The organism is Lentzea roselyniae (assembly GCF_039537795.1).
In the GTDB taxonomy this organism is placed as follows: domain Bacteria; phylum Actinomycetota; class Actinomycetes; order Mycobacteriales; family Pseudonocardiaceae; genus Lentzea; species Lentzea atacamensis.
Window position 1 is genome coordinate 45704 of sequence record NZ_BAABBE010000040.1, and the last position, 17062, is coordinate 62765.

Sequence of the window (17062 nt, forward strand, 5' to 3'; positions counted from 1 at the left end):
TTGTTCTGTGCCCGATCCTGGGCGTGGAGTGGTGAGAACTTTCCGGGAGCGGTGAAACGTGCCTGGATGAGGCAACGTCCGCTGCGGATGAAAGCGCACCTCCGGGCGTGAACCCGAGGCGGCGCAGACGTCAACTGTCTCACGTTTCGCGAGGCTCGGGTGTGATGGGCCGCCCGGGGTGACTTCTCGCTGCCGCTATCGCGATCCGGCGTCAGGAGGCGATACCGTCGGCCGGCGTCGACGCGAAGCGATCGGCCGCGGTTCGAGGGGTGACTTCCGGTGAACCAGACTGCTGGGTTGTTGAAGGCTGACGGGCCTCGCGCGCTGATCCTGGTGCGGCTGGCGGTCGGAGCGGTGTTTCTGTCGGAGGGCATCGGGAAGTTCCTGTATCCCGACGAGCAGGCCGCCGGGCGGTTCGCGACGATCGGGATCCCCTCGCCGGAGTTCTTCGGCGTGCTGTCGGCTGTGGCCGAGACGGTCTGCGGGGTTTTGTTGCTGGCGGGCCTGCTCACTCGGCTGGCGGCGCTGCCGATGCTGGTCAACATGGTGCTGGCGCTGGCGTTGACGAAGGTGCCGATTCTGTGGGGTGGCTCGGCCGACAAGCCGAAGGCGGATGGCTTGTGGGACATGGCACACGAGTCGCGCACGGACTGGGCGATGCTGCTGGGCTTGCTGTTCCTGCTCGTGGTGGGGCCTGGCCGGTGGTCGCTGGACGCCCTGCTGGCGCGGCGGTCGGTCGGAGCGCCTCGCGTGAGTGCCTGAGGCTGGTCGCCCAGGACATTGTTGATCTCGAGCGAGGTCGCTGCGGGTACTTGGCCGATGATCGTGGGGCTGGACTCGGCAGGGCAAGATCCCCATTACGAGCGTTCTTCACGTGAGAACAAATTCACCAGTGCGGTCAAGCGGTACACACCTGGATACAAAGTAAATGTGAGGAGGAATTTCCGGCCCGCGTTCTGAATTGGGTATTGACGCAATGTGAGATCTCCGTTAGGACCGACGGACGCCGCTGAACGCAGGCCAACACCGGCTACGACCAGCGTGGCCGCGTGACCGGCCGGGCGTGGACGTTCCCGGGTGCGCTCGGCGGTCTGCTCAAGCACACGACCTACCGGGTCGGCTACGCCTACGACGCCGCGGACAACGAGGTCTCACTGTCCTATCAGGACGGTGTGTCGGCGCACCGGTGGAGACGATCATCACCGGTTACAACGCACTCGGTGACGCCACGACGCTGAGCGGTGAGATCACCGACCCGCTCACCGGCAAGAAGTTCGGGCACACCTACATCTCGGGCACCGGTTACGCGGACGACGGCAAGATCGCGTCCCGCGAGTACGCCAACCCGCTCGCGCCGTTGCGCCGGGCATACTCCTACGACCCGGACACCCAGCGGCTGTCGCGACTGCAGACGCTCGTGACGAACCCCGGACGAAGTACGAACGCGGCCAGTTCCCGAGGAAGACGGAGTTCGAAGAGTGAGCTGGAACGGCGAGTGGTTGTCGGCGCCTGCCTACGCCGACCGGATCGGGCCCGCCCTGGCTGTCCTGCGCACGTCGCAGGACACCGGGGAGATCCGCCGGGCGGCGAGCACCGTCGAGAACGCGGTGGCGCACAACCAGGTGCTGTACCGGGGAGCGGCGCAGGCGTTGCCGTCCCTTCTGGACGTGCTCGACGGCGGGGAGGCTCCGGCGAAGGCCGCGGTGTACGACGTGCTCACCGAGATCGTCCTCGCCGAGCCCGACGATCCCGACGTGCTGGAGGCGTGCCGCCCGTATCTGCGGCGCGCCGTGGACGCGGCGTGGCGCGATGCCGGCGGGACGGACGAGGAGGTCGTGTCCAGGACGATCGACTTCCTGGGCAACGCTGTCGCCGATCCCGGGCTGCTCGGGCGGGGACTGCGGGAGAAGCTCGCCGAGATGCCGGGGGAGGCGCGCAAGAAAGCGGAGGAGTGGCTCGAAGGAGCTGCCCTGACCCCACCGGCTGGTGCACCACCTGCGGGCTCATTCTGCTCGACCTGACCGTTCGTGCGGAAAGCGCTGGCCTTCGCAGCGGCGCGGGCGCGGTGCCGGGCGCCGACACGATCGACACGGACACCCGCAGCACGATCGCCACCGCGATGGGGCCGATCCCGGTTCAGCCACGGTTGTCCACCAGCAGGACGTGGCCGACCAGCACGGCGACGCCCGGCGTGAACAACGCGATGAGTGAGCTCAGGGTGTGGGGAGAAGCTTCACCGCCCGCGGGTCAGCAGGCCTTCGCACGTCCGCACCAGCACGCGGCAGGCGTCGGCGGACTTGCGGCCCAGCATCGGGTTCTCCGCGTGCGCCTGCCAGCGGCGCAGTGCCGCGAACGCGGTTTGCCGCACCTCGGCGGCCACGGCGTCCGGGGCCAGGCCGAGCCGCACCGCCGGGGCGATCCCCGAGTCGCCGAGCAGGCGCTCCGCCTCCGCCACCATCGGGCGCGGCAGGGACACGGCGCCGGACCGCAACGCCGAGAGCAGGCGCAGTTCCGCGAACTCGTGGGTCCCGGCGAAGATCCGCTCCACCTCGCCGGCCAGCCGTCCGCCGCCGGAGCCGCGCACGACCCGGTCGAGCGCGAGCAACGCGGACCGCGCCTTGAGCAGCTCACGCCGCTCGCTGAACTGCGTGTGCAGCACCCGCTGCAGCTCCCGCAGTCCGCTGCGCGCCACCAGTTCGTCGGCCAGAGCCGCCTGCGACCGTACGCCCTGACGGATCAGCGTCACCGACAACCGGATGCCGAACACCCCGAATCGGCGCAGCAGCGCTGCCCGCTCCGCGGAACCGGAGGTGAACCGGTCCGCCGAGAGCAACGACGACTCGATCGTCTCCCTGGGCTCGGCGGCCAGTGTCGACAGGGCCACGAACTCGGCCTGCGTCAGCGTCCGTCCCGCCATGGCGACGAGACCGGCCACGGCGACCACGTTCTGCGCCAGGCCGTGCAACTCCGGTGCGGAGCGGTAGCGCGCCGCGATGGATCGGGCGGAGATCATCGCGTCGACCCGTCCGCCGGCGATCTCGTCGGCGCGGGAGATCACCGCGACGGTGTTGATCGCGGCCGCGCGGGCGACGCCCTGGTCCCGGAACGACTCCAAGAAGGACGCATCTGCCGAATGCAGGTGCTTCATCAGGTAGATGACGGCATCGGCCTCGGTCGGCGTCTCGTCGTCCGGGGTCAGGAACCGCACCGCCCGCGCCGAGTTCTCGGCCGACAGGGAGGCGATGCCCGGAGTGTCGATCAACGTCGTGTGCCGCAGGCTCTGCGCCGGCCAGTCCACGACCAGCCGCGAGACGGCGGCGCCGCCGAGGTCCACGGACAGCGCTCCGTCGCGGCGCACCACCGGCAGCGACACCGGGTTCCCGGACAAGGGGTGCATCACGACGCGTGGCGAGCGTCCGTCCTGGTACCAGGTGACGACCCGCGTGCACTCGCCGGCGTCGGTGGGGGCGAGCGAGTCACCGACCAGGGCGTTCAGCAGGGTGGACTTCCCCGCCTTGACCCGGCCGGCGATCGCGACGCGCAGCGGCGATTCCAGGCGGTCGAGCTGGGCGCGCAGGAACTGGGCCGCGCGCGGCTGGTCCCGGTACGCGTCGACCGCGAGGGACAACACCCGGCGGACCTCGTCGATGATCACGGCGTCACCTCCGCACGGATCTTCTCCAGCGCCGCCAGTTCCGCGGCGATCTCCTTCAACCGCGCGTTCCGGTCCTCGGACGAAGCCTTCACCGACTTCTGGGCAGACTGGATCGACTCCTGCAGCGAGCGCTTGAGCTGTTCGGCCAGTGCGGTGAAGTGGTCGCGCAGATCGCGTTGCATCGCGCGGAGCACGTCGCGGGACTCCTTGCCCGCGTGGAAGGTCACGTCGTCGATGTAGCGGCGCAGCGCGGCCTTCGCGTCGTTCTGGCGGCGCTGGACGATGCGTTTCCGTTCGTCGCCGATGGTTTTGCCGCCCAGCAGCACCGCGGCGCCGATCGAGATCGGGTTGATCAGCGATAGTCCGATCGCGGAACCGAGCAGCCCGAACATGAGCAGGCCCGAGTAGCCGCCGCGCAGACCGCTCAGGAAACGACCGCCTACACCGAACTTCTCGTCGGAACGGACCTCCAGCGCGCGCACCGAGCGCAGCGGATCGCCGGACGAGGTCTGCAGCGACGGCAGGGTCTGCTCGCGTTCCGAGTCGAAGTGCTCGGCCACACGGCGAGCCAGCCAGCGGGCTCGCTGGGTGGCCCACACGGAGTTCGCGGAGACGGCCGACGCGGCGGCGTCCTGGACCCATTTCGTCAGCTGGTCCCAGATCTTCGTCGGATCACCGTCCATGATGGACTCCTCGGCCTCGCGGACGATCTCGCGCATGCGGTCGCGCAGGTCGTAGTCGACGTCGGCGTTCAGGTCCGCCACGCCGTCGGACAGCGTCTGCTGCCAACGGGCGGAGCGTTCCTTCAGCCCGGCGGCGCGTTGCTCCGCCACGGAGAGCTTGTCGATCAACGCCTGGGCGGAGGCGGGGTCGGACTGGGCCGACTCCTCTGCGCGCAGCGACGAGATGATCTGGTCGATGACGGCGTGCACGTCGTGCGCGGTGGAGCGGCGGGCCAGCGACTCGGCCTCGCCCAGCACCTTCCTGCGGAGGTAGGTGACCAGGGGCGGGTACCCGGACTCGCGGTTCACGTCCTGGTCACCCGTTTGCAGGGCGTGCCAGCGCAGCGTCGACGACACCGTGAAGAAGGAGGGCGAGAGGCCTCCCAGATCCATCTTGGCGGCGTCGAGGTGAGCCTGGTTCTGCTCGGCGACGAAACGCCAGTCCGGGTAGAGGTCGGTCTTCGTCACGACGCACGCCACGTTCGGGCACACCGCCACGGCGTGGCGGAGGAACTCGAGTTCCGGTGCCGTGTACTCCTGGGACGCGTCGGACACCAGCAGCACCGCGTCGGCGGTCGGCAGCGCGGACATGGTCGCCGCGCCGTGGACGGAGCCGAGCCCGCCGACACCGGGAGTGTCGACGAGCTCCAGCCCCTCACCGAGGATCGGGCGCGGAAGACCCACCTCGACGTGGTCCAGCCGTTCCTTGTTGTCCGGGTTGCCCGACTCCGACGCGTACGCCGCCAGCTGGTCCACCGGCACCTCGATGCGCGAGTCACCGCGCACGAGGGTGACGACGGGCTGTTCGGCGTAGCGGACGACGGTCGGGACCGACGTCGCGACGTCGTCGAACACCGGGCACGCCGGCGCCCCGAGCAGGCCGTTGACCAGCATGCTCTTGCCCTGCTTGAACTCACCGACGACCAGCAGCCGCACGCGGTCGTCCTGAAGTCGTGCCCTCGCCTGGCGCAGCCGCGCTTCGAGGTCCGGCCTTTCGTAGCGCGCGATGGCGGCGAGCGCGCGGTCGACGGCCTCGATCGGTGTGGTTGTCATCGTGAGGTCACGCAATCACCGGGTCGGGTTCGGGAACGGGCTCCACGTCCACCGGAAGCGGCTCCGGCTCTGGTTCCGGCAGCACGACGGGGTCGTCCAGCACGATCTCGGGGTCGTCCTCGAGTGCCTCCGGCTCAAGAGGCACGTCGTCCTCCTTCAGAACCGGCTCGGCCTTCTCCTCCGGCTCGTTGAAGGAGTCCTTCACCTGCACGACGCTGGTGTCGTTGTCCTGCACGGCGACGGAGTTGACCTCGGTGTCGTCGTCGGAGTTGAACGAGTCGTCGATGATCGTGACGTCCCGGTCGTCGATGCTGATGTTCTGCTCGACGTTGGTCACCGGCTTCTCCACCACGTACTCGCGCGTGGTGTGGTGGATCTCCCGCACCGGGTCGTCGTCGTGCGAGGACGATCTCTCCGCACCGCGGGCGCGCACCCCGCCGGAATCGGCCATGATCAGCCGCGCGTCCCGGACGTCCTGTCCGGTGACACCGCTCAGACCCGCCCTGCCCAGCTCGGCGTCGGGGTTCTCGTCGAACGCCTTCTTCGCCGCGTCGTCCTTCAACAGGTTCATCAGGAAGTCGATCAGAGAGGACAGCATGTCCGGCTCCTAACTGTGTGGGACGAACCGGCCCCGCCCACCCCTCGCGGACGGGGCCGGCCCGGAATCAGAAGGCGGGCAGTTCCAGTTCCTCGACGATGTTGTCGATCTCGTTCTCGACGTCGATGTCGAAGTCGTTCGCCTGGTCGGACACGGCGGTCAGGTCGGCGTCCTGGTCCGAGACCTGGTCGACGTCCTGGTTCAGGTCCTGGTCGGCGTCCACGTCGACGTTGGACTGCGCCGCGCCGCCGTTGCCGCCGGACGCGTCCGCGTCGCCACCGTCACCGGTCACGCCGCCGTTGCCGCCGAAGCCGATGCCGTTCCCGCCCGACGTGGAGCCGAAGTTGACGTTGACCAGACCGTCCTGGTCGATGTCGCCACCGGCGCCGCCCACCCCGAGGCCGTTGCCCCCGTCGGCGCTGCCGCTGTCGCCACCGACGGCCGTCCCGCCGTCGCCTCCGCCGCCACCCTCGGTGTTCGTGACCGTGGTGGTCTCCTGGGCCTGCTCCGCCGCCTGCTCGGCGGCCTGCGGGTTGACCTGAGCCGTCTGCAGCTGCTGCTCGGCGGCGTTGGTGGTGTCGAGGTCCAGGTCGGCCGTCAGGTCGGCGAGGAAGGCGTTGAGGTCGATGGGGTTGCTCATGTCCTGCTCCTTGGTGTTGGTCGCCGGCGGCGGTTCCGACCGGCTGACAACAACGAAGCTAGGTTCCGGCGAGGCCTCTGCCATCGGGATCGAACCCTGTTCGTCGCTGCCACGAACACAGGGATCGAGGGAGGGGAGGAGGGGCCGTTGAGGGATTGCCCCCTGTTTCGTCAACTGAGGTGAACCGGACCAACTGAGACACACGTGTAGGTACGTCCGCTGCGAAGTGCCATAGGAGAGTCCGATGTCGTACCAGGTTGGGCTGGATCTGGGATCGACCTTCACCACCGTGTCGACCTGTAGACCAGATCAGGCCGCGAGGCTTGAAGTGCTTGTGCCGTCTGTGGTTTTCCAGAGTCCGGACGGGACGTTCCTCGTGGGATCCGACGCCGAACGCCGTGCGCTGACCGACCCCGGTCGCATCGCGCGGCAGTTCAAGAACCGCATCGGCGATCCCACTCCGTTGCGGATCGGTGACGCCGCGTTGACCGCGGAGACCGTCACCGCCCGGTTCTTGGTGCGGTTGCTCGATTCCCTGCCCGGCGGGCGGCCCGCGCGGGTGGCCCTGACGCACCCTGCGGGGTGGGGCCGTTACAGGCTGGAGTCGTTGCGGGCCGCCCTGTCCGCGGGCGGCCTGGCCGACGTGGTGCTGGTGCCGGAACCGCAGGCCGCTGTCCGCGCGCACGACGCGGTCGCCCGCCTGGAGGAAGGTGCGGCCGTCGCCGTCTACGACCTCGGTGGCAAGACTTTCGGCGCCGCCGTGGTGCGCAAGCTCGCCGCCGACCGGTTCGTGCCGGCTGGACCGCCTGAGGAGCTCGACCTCGGCGGACTCGACTTCGACGAGGTCGTGTTCCAGCACGTCGTCGAGGCGCTGCGGCCTGGTTGGGACGAGCTGGACCCGATGGGTCCGGGGGTGCTGGCGGCGGTGGCCGAGCTGCGGCGCGCGTGCACCGTTGCCAAGGAGAAGCTGTCCGCCGACACCGAGGTGCTGATTCCCGTTGCGCTGCCGGGGATCGCGACGCGGGAGGTGCGGCTGGGACGACCCGAGTTCGAGTCGATGATCCGGCCCGCGGTCGAGGAGACCGTGGCGGCGTTGGACCGCACACTGCGCGCGTCCGGAACATCACCGCATGAGCTCGCCGCTGTGCTCCTGGTCGGCGGTTCGTCACGGATTCCCTTGGTGACGCAGGAGGTTTCCGCGCAGCTCGGACGGGCTGTGTCGCCGGCGCCGAACGGCATGGCCGCCATCGGTGCCGCGCTGGAGGCACGTGGCGTGGAACCGAAGCCCGCCGTCGTCGCCACGGCGACGTGGACCCGCCCGCCGCTTCCGGAAGCGCCGAAGCCGTTGCGGCCCAAGCGGATGAAGCTGATCCCGTTCGTGGCAGCCGGTGCGCTCGCGGTGGCCGTCGCCGGTGGACTGCTCGCGAACAACGTGCTGACCAACAAGGCAGGCGCCGAGTCGAAGACGGGCACCACCACGACCGCGCCTTCGACCACGCAGAGGTCTGATGAGCCCCCGGTTGTCCAGTACGTGCCCAACCAGCCGACGGCTCCGGCCCCTCCGCCGCGGACGAACACGACCCAGCCGCCAAAGCCCAAGGCCACCACCACGACCACGCGTCCTTCGACGACGGTCACCACGACGAAGTCCACTCCGCCGCCGCCGAGCTCGACGACCACCACCACGAGCGGCACGACGAAAGCCGGTGCCCCGTGACGAGACCCGCCGTACCTCCCAGACCCCGGCTGCAACGCTTTCAGGCCGTCGAGCGGGTCAAGCCGCAGGTGGTCAGGACAGCAGTGTGGTTGTGGACCATCGCCGCGGTGGTGCAACTGGCCAGTTCCGCGCTGGCGCTGATGGACGGGCAGCACCCTCTCGCAGACCTCGTCGCCGAAGTGGCGCAAGGTTTTCCGGCCGAAGCCGCGGCCACGCGGGAACGGGTGGCCGTCGCCGTGCTCGGGCTGCTGCTCGGTACCGGACCGCTGCTGGCGTTGCTGGAACTGGGTTGTGTGATCGCGCTGAACCGGGGGAAGCGGTGGGCGCGAGTGCTGCTGGCGCTGCTGGCCGGTGGCGCGGTGGTGCACGCGATGATCGCGGTCGGGGGACTGAGATCGGCTTACCTCGTCGGTTTGGTGGTGGCGAGCGGGATCGCCGTGCTCGCGGTGATCGTCTCGTTCCAGCCGGCGGCACGGGTGTGGTTCGGAGGGGGAGAGAAGTGATGAAGGCGCCAGATGTGGAACAGGCGTGGAGAGCCGGGAACACGGCCGCCGCGATCGAGGCCGCGGACCGCATTCTCGCCGCGGGAGCGGACGAGAACTGTCTCGCCGCCGGTGTCGCCGCGGCGGCCGCGGCAGCCGACGGTTCGCTGCTCGACGCGGCCGCGAGGTGGCGGGTGATCGCGACCGCGCTGACCGGTGCACCCGCCGTCGCCGCGCAGGGGCGGGCGGCGCTGGCCGCGTGCCTGGGCGGTGACGTCGAAGCCGCCGACCGGGACCTGGCCGGGGCACGTGAGCAGGTGTCGGGAGCGGCACCGCGAGGGCTGACCGTGTTCCTCGACGGCGTCGACGCCGCGATCGAAGCGGTGCGCGGCGGGTTCGACCACGCGGCACGCAGGCTGGCCGGACTGGCGGTCGCGACCGTGCCGGCCGACGGCCTGGCCGCGGAGCAGTGGGACGACCTGGCGGTGACCGTGCTGATCGCCGGTGGGGACGACCGGACCGCCCAGGAGTTCCTCGCCGCCCATGAAGACCGTCCACCGACCGCGCGGCGGCGCCTGCTCGCCGCCTGGCTGCACCTGCGGGCAGGACGGCTCGCTGAGGCACGCACCGGGATCGCCTCCGCCGGTGACGCACCGGTGCTGCGCCGGGACGCCGTGCTCGCCGCCGCCGTGACGATCGGCCTTGCGCGGCGAGCTGGTGACGCCGACGCGTTGCGCGCCACATGGCGGCGCGTCGCACCGGTCGTCGCCGGCGCGGACGTGGAGATGCTGCTGCTCGACGCGTGGGGCGAGCTGTCCGTCGGCGCGGCCGCGGTGTCGCGGTTCGAAGGCGAGACCGTCGTCGAGGCGATGACCTGCGCCATCGCGAAGGCCGGCGTGCCGCAGTGGGCGCTGCAGACCAACCACTGGTGGAAGCTGCACCGCGCTGTCGGTGCCGGGAACGTCGAGGCGGCCACGCAGGCCGCGGCGGCGTTGCAGGGAACGGAACGGGGTGCGGCCGCACACGCGTGGGCGTCCGTCGTGCGCGGCGCTGTCGACGGACGCGAGGTGGCGGCAGTGGCGGCAGGACTGGACGACGCCTGGGAGGCCATGGCGCTGTGCGGTGCCGCTGCGGCGAAGCTCAGCGATCCCGCCGAGGCGCGGGAGTTGCTGAGCACCGGGCGGGCGTTGCGGGCGCGGTTCGCCACCGAGGAGTCCGCCGACGGACTGTCCAAGCGTGAGCGCTCGGTCGGGGAGCTGCTGCTGGACGGCCTGACGCAGAAGGAGATCGGGGCACGGCTGTACATCTCGCCGAAGACCGTGGAACAGCACGTCGCGCGGATCCGCCAGAAGCTCGCGGTGACGAGCAGAGCAGAACTGATCGCGTCGCTCCGGTCGCGCCTCGCCTGCTGACGCTGCGGCACGGCTCGCCCGCTGGTCAAGGGAAAAGTTGGCCGATATGTGCCACCTCAACAACCTTGACCGGGCGAAAAACGGCTCATTAGTTTGATTGTCCACAAGGCCGAATTCCCTGCTGGCACAACGGTCGTCGGGGCCGGAGGACTCAATGGTGAGCTTACCCGCGCGTGATCGCGCACCTGTTCGGCCGTGGACGGGAGTGACCGGATGACGGCCCCGGCTGCGGCACTGCTGTCGGTCCGCGGGCTGGTGAAGCGCTTTCCCGGCGTGACTGCCCTGCAGGGCGTGGACTTCGAGGTTCGCGCGGGTGAGGTGCACTGCCTGCTCGGGCAGAACGGCGCGGGCAAGTCGACGCTGATCAAGGTGCTGTCCGGCGCGCACCGCCCCGACGAGGGCGAGATCTACTGGCGCGGCGAGCTCGTGTCGTTCGGCAACCCGACCGCCGCGATGCGCAGCGGTGTGGCCGCCATCTACCAGGAGCTGGACCTCGTGGCGGGTTTGTCGGTGGCCGACAACGTGTTTCTCGGCCACGAACTGTCCACAATGGGCTTCAGTCAGCGGGCGGAGGCGCGTCGCAGGACCCGTGCGTTGCTCGACCTGCTGGGGCACCCGGAGATCTCGCCCGATCGTGACGTCGGCCAGTTGTCCGTTGCCCACCAACAGGTCGTCAGCATGGCGCGGGCGCTGTCGCTGGACGGGCAGCTGCTGATCATGGACGAGCCGTCGGCCGTGCTGGACCCGGACGAGGTGCGGGTCCTGTTCGGTGTCATCAGGGAGCTCACCGCCCGGGGCGTGGCCGTGGTCTACATCTCGCACCGCCTGGCGGAGATCAGGGAGATCGGCGACCGGGTGACCGTGCTCAAGGACGGTCGCACCGTCGCGACGGGTCTGTCCGCGCGCGAGGTGAAGACCTCGGAACTGATCGCGTTGATGACCGGGCGCGTTCTGGACAACGTGTTCCCTGACCGGAAACCGGTCGCCCCGGACGCGCCGGAGGTGCTGGTGGTGCGCGGTCTGGGTGACGGCGACCGCTTCCGCGACGTGGATTTCACGGTCCGCTCCGGTGAGGTGGTGGGGCTCGCGGGTCTCGTCGGGTCGGGCCGTTCGGAGATTCTGGAGACCGTCTACGGCGCGCGCAAAGCGGCTGACGGAACTGTCGAGGTCAATGGCCGGGCGCTGCGGCGGGGGAGCGTCGGCGCGGCCGTGCGCGCGGGGATGGGGTTGTGCCCGGAGGAGCGCAAGAGCCAGGGGTTGCTGCTGGACCAGGCCGTGTACCGCAACATCACCGTCTCGTCGCTGTCGTCGTTCGCCAGGTTCGGCTTCCTGGACGACCGCGCCGAACGCGCCCGCTCTGGCCGGCTCACCGAGGCGCTGGACGTCCGGCCGGCCGGCGTCGACCGCGTGGTGCGCGGCCTGTCCGGAGGTAACCAGCAGAAGGTCGTGCTCGCGCGGTGGCTGCTGCGGGAGTGCCGGGTGTTGCTGCTGGACGAACCCACCCGCGGCGTGGACGTGGGTGCGCGCAGCGAGATCTACGAGCTCATCCGCGAACTGGCGGACTCCGGCGTGGCCGTGGTGGTCGTGTCCAGCGACATCGAGGAGGTCCTGGGCCTGGCCGACCGGGTCCTGGTGCTGCGCGAGGGCCGGGTGGTCCACGACGGTCCGGCCGACGAGATCGACGAGTCCCGGGTCCTCGACCTGGTGATGGAAGGACACGCCGCATGAGTGAGGACACCGCCGCCGTGGCCGCGCACGAACAACAAAGAGCTCCGGTCGGCAAGGACAACGGCCGCGGCATCTCGGGCCTGCTCGCGTCCCCGGCCGGTCGCAACACCGGTCTGGTGGTCGCACTGGTCCTGCTGTGCCTGGGCGGTGTCGTCACCGCGGGCGACCGGTTCGCCGACGTCGACAACCTGCTCACCATCCTGCGGCTCGCGGCGGTGATCGGCGTCGTGAGCGTCGGCATGACGTTCGTGATCACCGGCGGCGGGATCGACCTGTCGGTGGGCGCGATCGTCGCGCTGTCCTCGGTGTGGGCGACAACCCTTGCCACCCAAGGGATCGCCAACGACACGCACTGGATCGTCATCGTGTTCACCGCGCTGCTGGTGGGCGGGGCGTGCGGGCTGGTCAACGGCGCGCTCATCGCCTACGGCAGGGTCGTGGCGTTCATCGCGACCCTGGCGAGCCTGGCCGCCGCCCGCGGTCTCGCCGAGATCATCTCCAACCGCAAGACGCAGATCGTGAACGTGCCGGGCTTCGCCGCGTTCTTCGACGCGTCGGTGCTGGGGGTACCGGTGCTGGTGGTGATCTTCGCGGCCGTTGCGGTGGCCGGGTGGGTGCTGCTCAACCGGACCACGTTCGGGCGCCGGACGTTCGCCGTCGGCGGCAACCCGGAGGCGGCGCGCCTGGCAGGCATCGACGTGCGGCGGCACACCGTCATGCTCTACACGTTGCTCGGCCTGTGCTGCGGACTGGCCGCCGTCATGCTCGTGGCCCGCACCACGACGGGCAGCGCGACGCACGGCGGACTGTACGAGCTCGACGCGATCGCCGCGGTCGTGATCGGCGGCACGCTGCTGTCCGGCGGACGCGGCACGATCGCGGGCACCGTCTTCGGCGTCCTGATCTTCACCACGTTGTCGAACGTGTTCACGCTCAACAACCTCTCCATCTCCGCCCAGGCCGTCGCGAAGGGCGCGATCATCGTGGTCGCCGTCCTCCTCCAGCAGCGGCTGGCCAGACGCAGCGGCGCTTGACGCCGCGACCACGACCGCCGCCACCCGAGGAGCCAAAACCATGGCACACAAGAGAACCGCTCTTCTCGTCGCCGCACTGACACTCGGTGCCGCGCTCACCGCGTGCACGGGCAACACGCCGCAGAACCAGGGCGGCGGCAACCAGGGCGGGGTGAAGGTCGCCAACGACGAACCGGGGAAGAAGGTCGTCATCGGCTTCTCCGCACCGGCCGCCGACCACGGCTGGATGGCCGCGATCACCAACGCGGCCAAGGCGGAGGCCGGCAAGTACTCCGATGTGGAGCTGCGCGTCGTCGAGGGCACCAACGACGTCAATCTCCAGATCAGCCAGGTCGAGACGTTCATCAACGACAAGGTGGACGCGATCGTGCTGCTGCCGTTCGACGGCGCGGCGCTCACCCCGGTCGCGCTCAAGGCCATGAAGGCCGGCATCACCGTGATCAACGTGGACCGCGAGTTCGACAGCCCGTTCGCGGCGCGGTCCACGGTTCTGGGGGACAACCACGGCATGGGCGTGTCCGCCGGCAACTACGTCTGCGAGCGGCTGAAGGGCAAGACGGACGCCGTGGTCGCGGAGATCGCCGGTATCGACTCGCTTCCGCTGACCCAGGACCGCAGCAGGGGGTTCGCGGAGGCGCTCGCGAGCTGCGGGCTGAAGGTGAGCAACCGCGTGGCGGCCGAGTTCACCGTGGAGAGCGGCGAGAAGGCAGCCGCGAACCTGCTGCAGGCCGCGCGCCGCATCGACGCCATCTGGAACCACGACGACGACCAGGGCGTCGGCGTCACGGCCGCCATCAAGAACTCCGGCCGCAACGAGTTCTTCATGGTCGGTGGCGCGGGATCGGCCAACGTGATGCGTGAGATCAAGGCGGACAACGGTCCGCACAAGGCGACCGTGATCTACCCGTCCACCCAGGGCGCCGACGGCATCCGGCTGGCCAGGCTCGTGGTGCAGGGCAAGAGCCTCGGTGACCTCGTCGAGGTGGAGGTCCCCCGTCAGGTCGAGCTGTACGCCCCGGTCGTCACCAAGGACAACGTCGACCGCTACCTGCCGACCGCCTTCGAGTCCTGAGAGGACGGAGCACTGTGACGACGCTGGGCATCGCAATGGTCGGCCACGCCTTCATGGGGGCCGCGCACTCCCAGGCGTGGCGGGTCGCGCCGCACTTCTTCGACCTGCCGGCGCGGCCGGTGATGTCCGTGCTGTGCGGCCGGGACCCCGACCGGACCAGGGCCGCCGCCGAGCGCCTGGGCTGGGCTGAGTCCGTGACCGACTGGAAGTCCGTGCTGGACCGCGACGACGTGCACGTGGTGGACATCTGCACGCCGGGTGACACGCACGCCGAGATCGCGATCGCAGCCCTGGACGCGGGCAAGCACGTGCTGTGCGAGAAGCCGATGGCCAACAGCGTCGCCGAAGCGGTCGCCATGGCGGAGGCCGCCGAACGCGCCGCCCTGCGGGGTGTGCGCGCGATGGTCGGGTTCAGCTACCGGCGGGTGCCCGCCCTGAGCCTGGCCCGCGAGCTCGTCGCGCAGGGCAGGCTGGGACGGGTTCACCACGTGCGGGCCGTGTACCTGCAGGACTGGATCGTGGACCCGGCGGCGCCGCTGTCCTGGCGGCTGGACAAGGAAAAGGCCGGCTCCGGCGCGCTCGGCGACATCGGCGCGCACGTCGTGGACGCCGCCCAGTTCATCCTCGGCGACACCATCAGCGAGGTGTCCGGGACGCTGGAGACGTTCGTGTCGGAGCGCCCGGTGGCGTCCTCTCACTCCGGGCTGTCCGGCACCGCCGCGTCCGACCGGACCGGGCCGGTCACCGTGGACGACGCCGCGTTGTTCCTGGCCCGCTTCACGGGCGGCGCGCTCGGTTCGTTCGAGGCCACGCGGTTCGCCAACGGCCGCAAGAACGCGTTGCGCATCGAGGTCAACGGCTCGGCGGGCAGCGTGGCGTTCGACTTCGAGGACATGAACGTCCTGCAGTTCTTCGACGGCACCGAGGACTCCGTCGTCGCGGGGTTCCGCCGGATCGTGGTCACCGAGCCGGGGCATCCGTACACGGCCGCCTGGTGGCCTGCCGGGCACGGCCTGGGCTACGAGCACGCGTTCACCCACCAGGCGGTCGACTTCGTGCGGGCCGTGGCCGCGGGAACCGACCCCGCACCGTCGTTCGCCGACGGGCTTCAGGTGCAGCGCGTCCTCGCCGCCGTCGAGGCGAGCGCGGCATCCCGCACGTGGCAGCAGGTTTGAGAAGGGGACTCAGATGGCGCGTCCGATCACGTTGTTCACCGGCCAGTGGGCCGACCTGCCGTTCGAGGAGGTCGCCCGGCTGGCCGCGGGCTGGGGCTATGACGGCCTGGAGATCGCCTGCTGGGGTGACCACCTCGACCCGTGGCAGGCCGCGGAGGACGACGACTACGTCGCGGACCGGCTCGCGATCCTCGCCAAGCACGACCTGAAGGTGTGGGCGATCTCCAACCACCTCACCGGTCAGGCCGTCTGCGACGACCCCATCGACCAGCGGCACCAGGGCATCCTGTCCGCCAGGAACTGGGGTGACGGGGATCCCGAGGGCGTGCGGCAGCGCGCAGCGGAGGAGATGAAGGCAACCGCGCGGGCCGCGGCCAGGCTCGGCGTCGACACCGTCGTGGGGTTCACCGGCTCGTCGATCTGGAAGACCGTCGCGATGTTCCCGCCGGTGCCCGACTCGATGATCGACGCGGGCTACCAGGACTTCGCGGACCGCTGGAGCCCCATCCTGGACGTGTTCGACGAGGTCGGCGTCCGGTTCGCGCACGAGGTCCACCCGTCCGAGATCGCCTACGACTACTGGACCACCGTCCGCGCCCTGGAGGCGATCGGGCACCGGCCGGCGTTCGGCCTCAACTGGGACCCGTCGCACTTCGTCTGGCAGGACCTCGACCCGGTCGGGTTCCTGTGGGACTTCCGCGACCGGATCTACCACGTCGACTGCAAGGACGCCCGGCGTCAGGTCGGGAACGGCCGCAACGGCCGGATGGGCTCGCACCTGGCGTGGGCGGACCCGCGGCGCGGCTGGGACTTCGTCTCCACCGGACGCGGTGACGTGCCGTGGGAGCAGTCGTTCCGGATGCTCAACACCATCGGCTACCAGGGGCCGATCAGCGTCGAGTGGGAGGACGCGGGGATGGACCGGCTGGTCGGTGCGCCCGAGGCGCTGGAGTTCGTGCGCCGCAACGCTTTCGACCCGCCGTCGGCCTCGTTCGACGCCGCGTTCAGCTCGGGCGGCTGACGGGCGCGGCCGTGTCACCGTCCCGGGGGTGGTGACACGGCCGCAGGACGACCACGCGCTGCCTTTCGATGCCGATGTGACAATTGTTCGATGGAGAGCACCTTGGGTGTCGAGGCGGGATCGCCGGCCGCTGTGCTGCGCATGCTGATGGACGGCAACCCGCGCACCCGAGCGGAGATCGTGGCCGCGACCGGTCTCGCCCGTTCCACGGTGCGTGCCAGGCTGGACCTCCTCGTGGCAGCCGGGCTGGTCACCGGCAGCGGCACGGGGGAGTCCACCGGCGGACGTCCGGCCGGCCGGTTCGGGTTCAACCCCGGCGCCCAGCTCGTGCTGGCGGCCGAGGTGGGCGCCACCCACGCCACCGTCGCCGTCTCCGACCTGGGATGCCGGTTGCTCGCCGTCGAACAGGTGGACCTCGACGTGGCGGACGGACCAGCGGTGATCCTGCCGCTGCTGGTCATGACCTGGCGAAAGCTGCTGGAGACCGTGGACGCGGCGGAGATCGCCGGCGTGGGCATCGGGCTGCCGGGGCCGGTCGAGCACTCCACCGGCCGGCCGAACAACCCGCCGATCATGCCGGGCTGGGACGGGTTCGACGTGCCGGCGGCGATCGCGGCGGAGTTCGACGTGCCGGTGCTGGTCGACAACGAGGTCAACCTGATGGCGCTGGGCGAGCACACGGCCTCGCACCCGGACGTGCGGCACATGATCGTGGTGAAGGCGGCGACCGGCATCGGCGCCGGGCTGATCAGC

Annotated in this window: 16 protein-coding genes; 12 read left to right on the forward strand and 4 right to left on the reverse strand. The window is 70.2% G+C overall.

All coding sequences use genetic code 11. The annotated features are described in order from the left end of the window. The first annotated feature begins 279 nt into the window (after window positions 1-279). The 3 genes from ABFX45_RS40840 to ABFX45_RS40850 all read left to right on the forward strand — a co-directional run bounded on the left by ABFX45_RS40840 (window position 280) and on the right by ABFX45_RS40850 (window position 2021). Window positions 280-762 carry a DoxX family protein gene (locus ABFX45_RS40840; protein ID WP_346136240.1) on the forward strand — a complete coding sequence of 161 codons (483 nt, stop codon included), beginning with the start codon at window positions 280-282 and terminating at the stop codon, window positions 760-762. Window positions 763-1049: 287 nt separating this feature from the next. Next, window positions 1050-1238, forward strand: a complete 189-nt coding sequence (locus ABFX45_RS40845; RefSeq protein ID WP_346136242.1) for a hypothetical protein — start codon at window positions 1050-1052, stop codon at window positions 1236-1238. 240 nt (window positions 1239-1478) lie between these two features. Further along, entirely contained in the window at window positions 1479-2021 is a 543-nt protein-coding gene (locus ABFX45_RS40850) for a hypothetical protein (protein WP_346136244.1), read from the forward strand. A gap of 212 nt (window positions 2022-2233) precedes the next feature. Here the strand turns inward: ABFX45_RS40850 and ABFX45_RS40855 are convergent, their stop codons facing one another. The 4 genes from ABFX45_RS40855 to ABFX45_RS40870 form a co-directional block, all read right to left on the reverse strand. Further along, window positions 2234-3655, reverse strand: coding sequence for a dynamin family protein (locus ABFX45_RS40855; RefSeq protein ID WP_346136246.1), 1422 nt, complete (start codon window positions 3653-3655; stop codon window positions 2234-2236). Continuing rightward, window positions 3652-5430 (reverse strand): dynamin family protein, encoded by a 1779-nt coding sequence (locus ABFX45_RS40860; protein WP_346136248.1) that lies wholly within the window; start codon window positions 5428-5430, stop codon window positions 3652-3654. The genes ABFX45_RS40855 and ABFX45_RS40860 overlap by 4 nt, the downstream gene beginning before the upstream one ends. Window positions 5431-5437: 7 nt before the next feature. Beyond that, complete coding sequence (locus ABFX45_RS40865; protein WP_109636548.1) at window positions 5438-6028, reverse strand: IniB N-terminal domain-containing protein; 591 nt, start codon at window positions 6026-6028, stop codon at window positions 5438-5440. A 67-nt stretch (window positions 6029-6095) separates the two neighbouring features. Further along, window positions 6096-6668, reverse strand: a complete 573-nt coding sequence (locus ABFX45_RS40870) for a hypothetical protein (protein WP_346136250.1) — start codon at window positions 6666-6668, stop codon at window positions 6096-6098. A gap of 343 nt (window positions 6669-7011) precedes the next feature. Here ABFX45_RS40870 and ABFX45_RS40875 point away from each other — a divergent pair, with 343 nt between their 5' ends. From ABFX45_RS40875 to ABFX45_RS40915, 9 genes are all read left to right on the forward strand, one after another. After that, window positions 7012-8385: an Hsp70 family protein gene (locus tag ABFX45_RS40875; protein WP_170154922.1), complete on the forward strand. Its 1374-nt coding sequence runs from the start codon at window positions 7012-7014 to the stop codon at window positions 8383-8385. 68 nt (window positions 8386-8453) lie between these two features. After that, window positions 8454-8888, forward strand: coding sequence for a hypothetical protein (locus tag ABFX45_RS40880; RefSeq protein WP_346136252.1), 435 nt, complete (start codon window positions 8454-8456; stop codon window positions 8886-8888). After that, window positions 8888-10279, forward strand: coding sequence for a LuxR C-terminal-related transcriptional regulator (locus ABFX45_RS40885; RefSeq protein WP_346136254.1), 1392 nt, complete (start codon window positions 8888-8890; stop codon window positions 10277-10279). The genes ABFX45_RS40880 and ABFX45_RS40885 overlap by 1 nt, the downstream gene beginning before the upstream one ends. A gap of 213 nt (window positions 10280-10492) precedes the next feature. Beyond that, window positions 10493-12007 carry a sugar ABC transporter ATP-binding protein gene (locus ABFX45_RS40890; protein WP_346136256.1) on the forward strand — a complete coding sequence of 505 codons (1515 nt, stop codon included), beginning with the start codon at window positions 10493-10495 and terminating at the stop codon, window positions 12005-12007. Continuing rightward, window positions 12004-13041, forward strand: a complete 1038-nt coding sequence (locus ABFX45_RS40895; protein WP_109636554.1) for an ABC transporter permease — start codon at window positions 12004-12006, stop codon at window positions 13039-13041. The genes ABFX45_RS40890 and ABFX45_RS40895 overlap by 4 nt, the downstream gene beginning before the upstream one ends. Before the next feature lie 40 nt (window positions 13042-13081). After that, complete coding sequence (locus tag ABFX45_RS40900) at window positions 13082-14113, forward strand: substrate-binding domain-containing protein (protein WP_346136259.1); 1032 nt, start codon at window positions 13082-13084, stop codon at window positions 14111-14113. A gap of 35 nt (window positions 14114-14148) precedes the next feature. Further along, window positions 14149-15288, forward strand: coding sequence for a Gfo/Idh/MocA family protein (locus tag ABFX45_RS40905; protein ID WP_211337362.1), 1140 nt, complete (start codon window positions 14149-14151; stop codon window positions 15286-15288). A gap of 13 nt (window positions 15289-15301) precedes the next feature. Continuing rightward, window positions 15302-16309 (forward strand): sugar phosphate isomerase/epimerase family protein, encoded by a 1008-nt coding sequence (locus ABFX45_RS40910; protein ID WP_346136261.1) that lies wholly within the window; start codon window positions 15302-15304, stop codon window positions 16307-16309. Window positions 16310-16399: 90 nt separating this feature from the next. Then, window positions 16400-17062: ROK family transcriptional regulator (locus ABFX45_RS40915; RefSeq protein WP_346136263.1), on the forward strand; the 663-nt coding region annotated here is incomplete at its 3' end.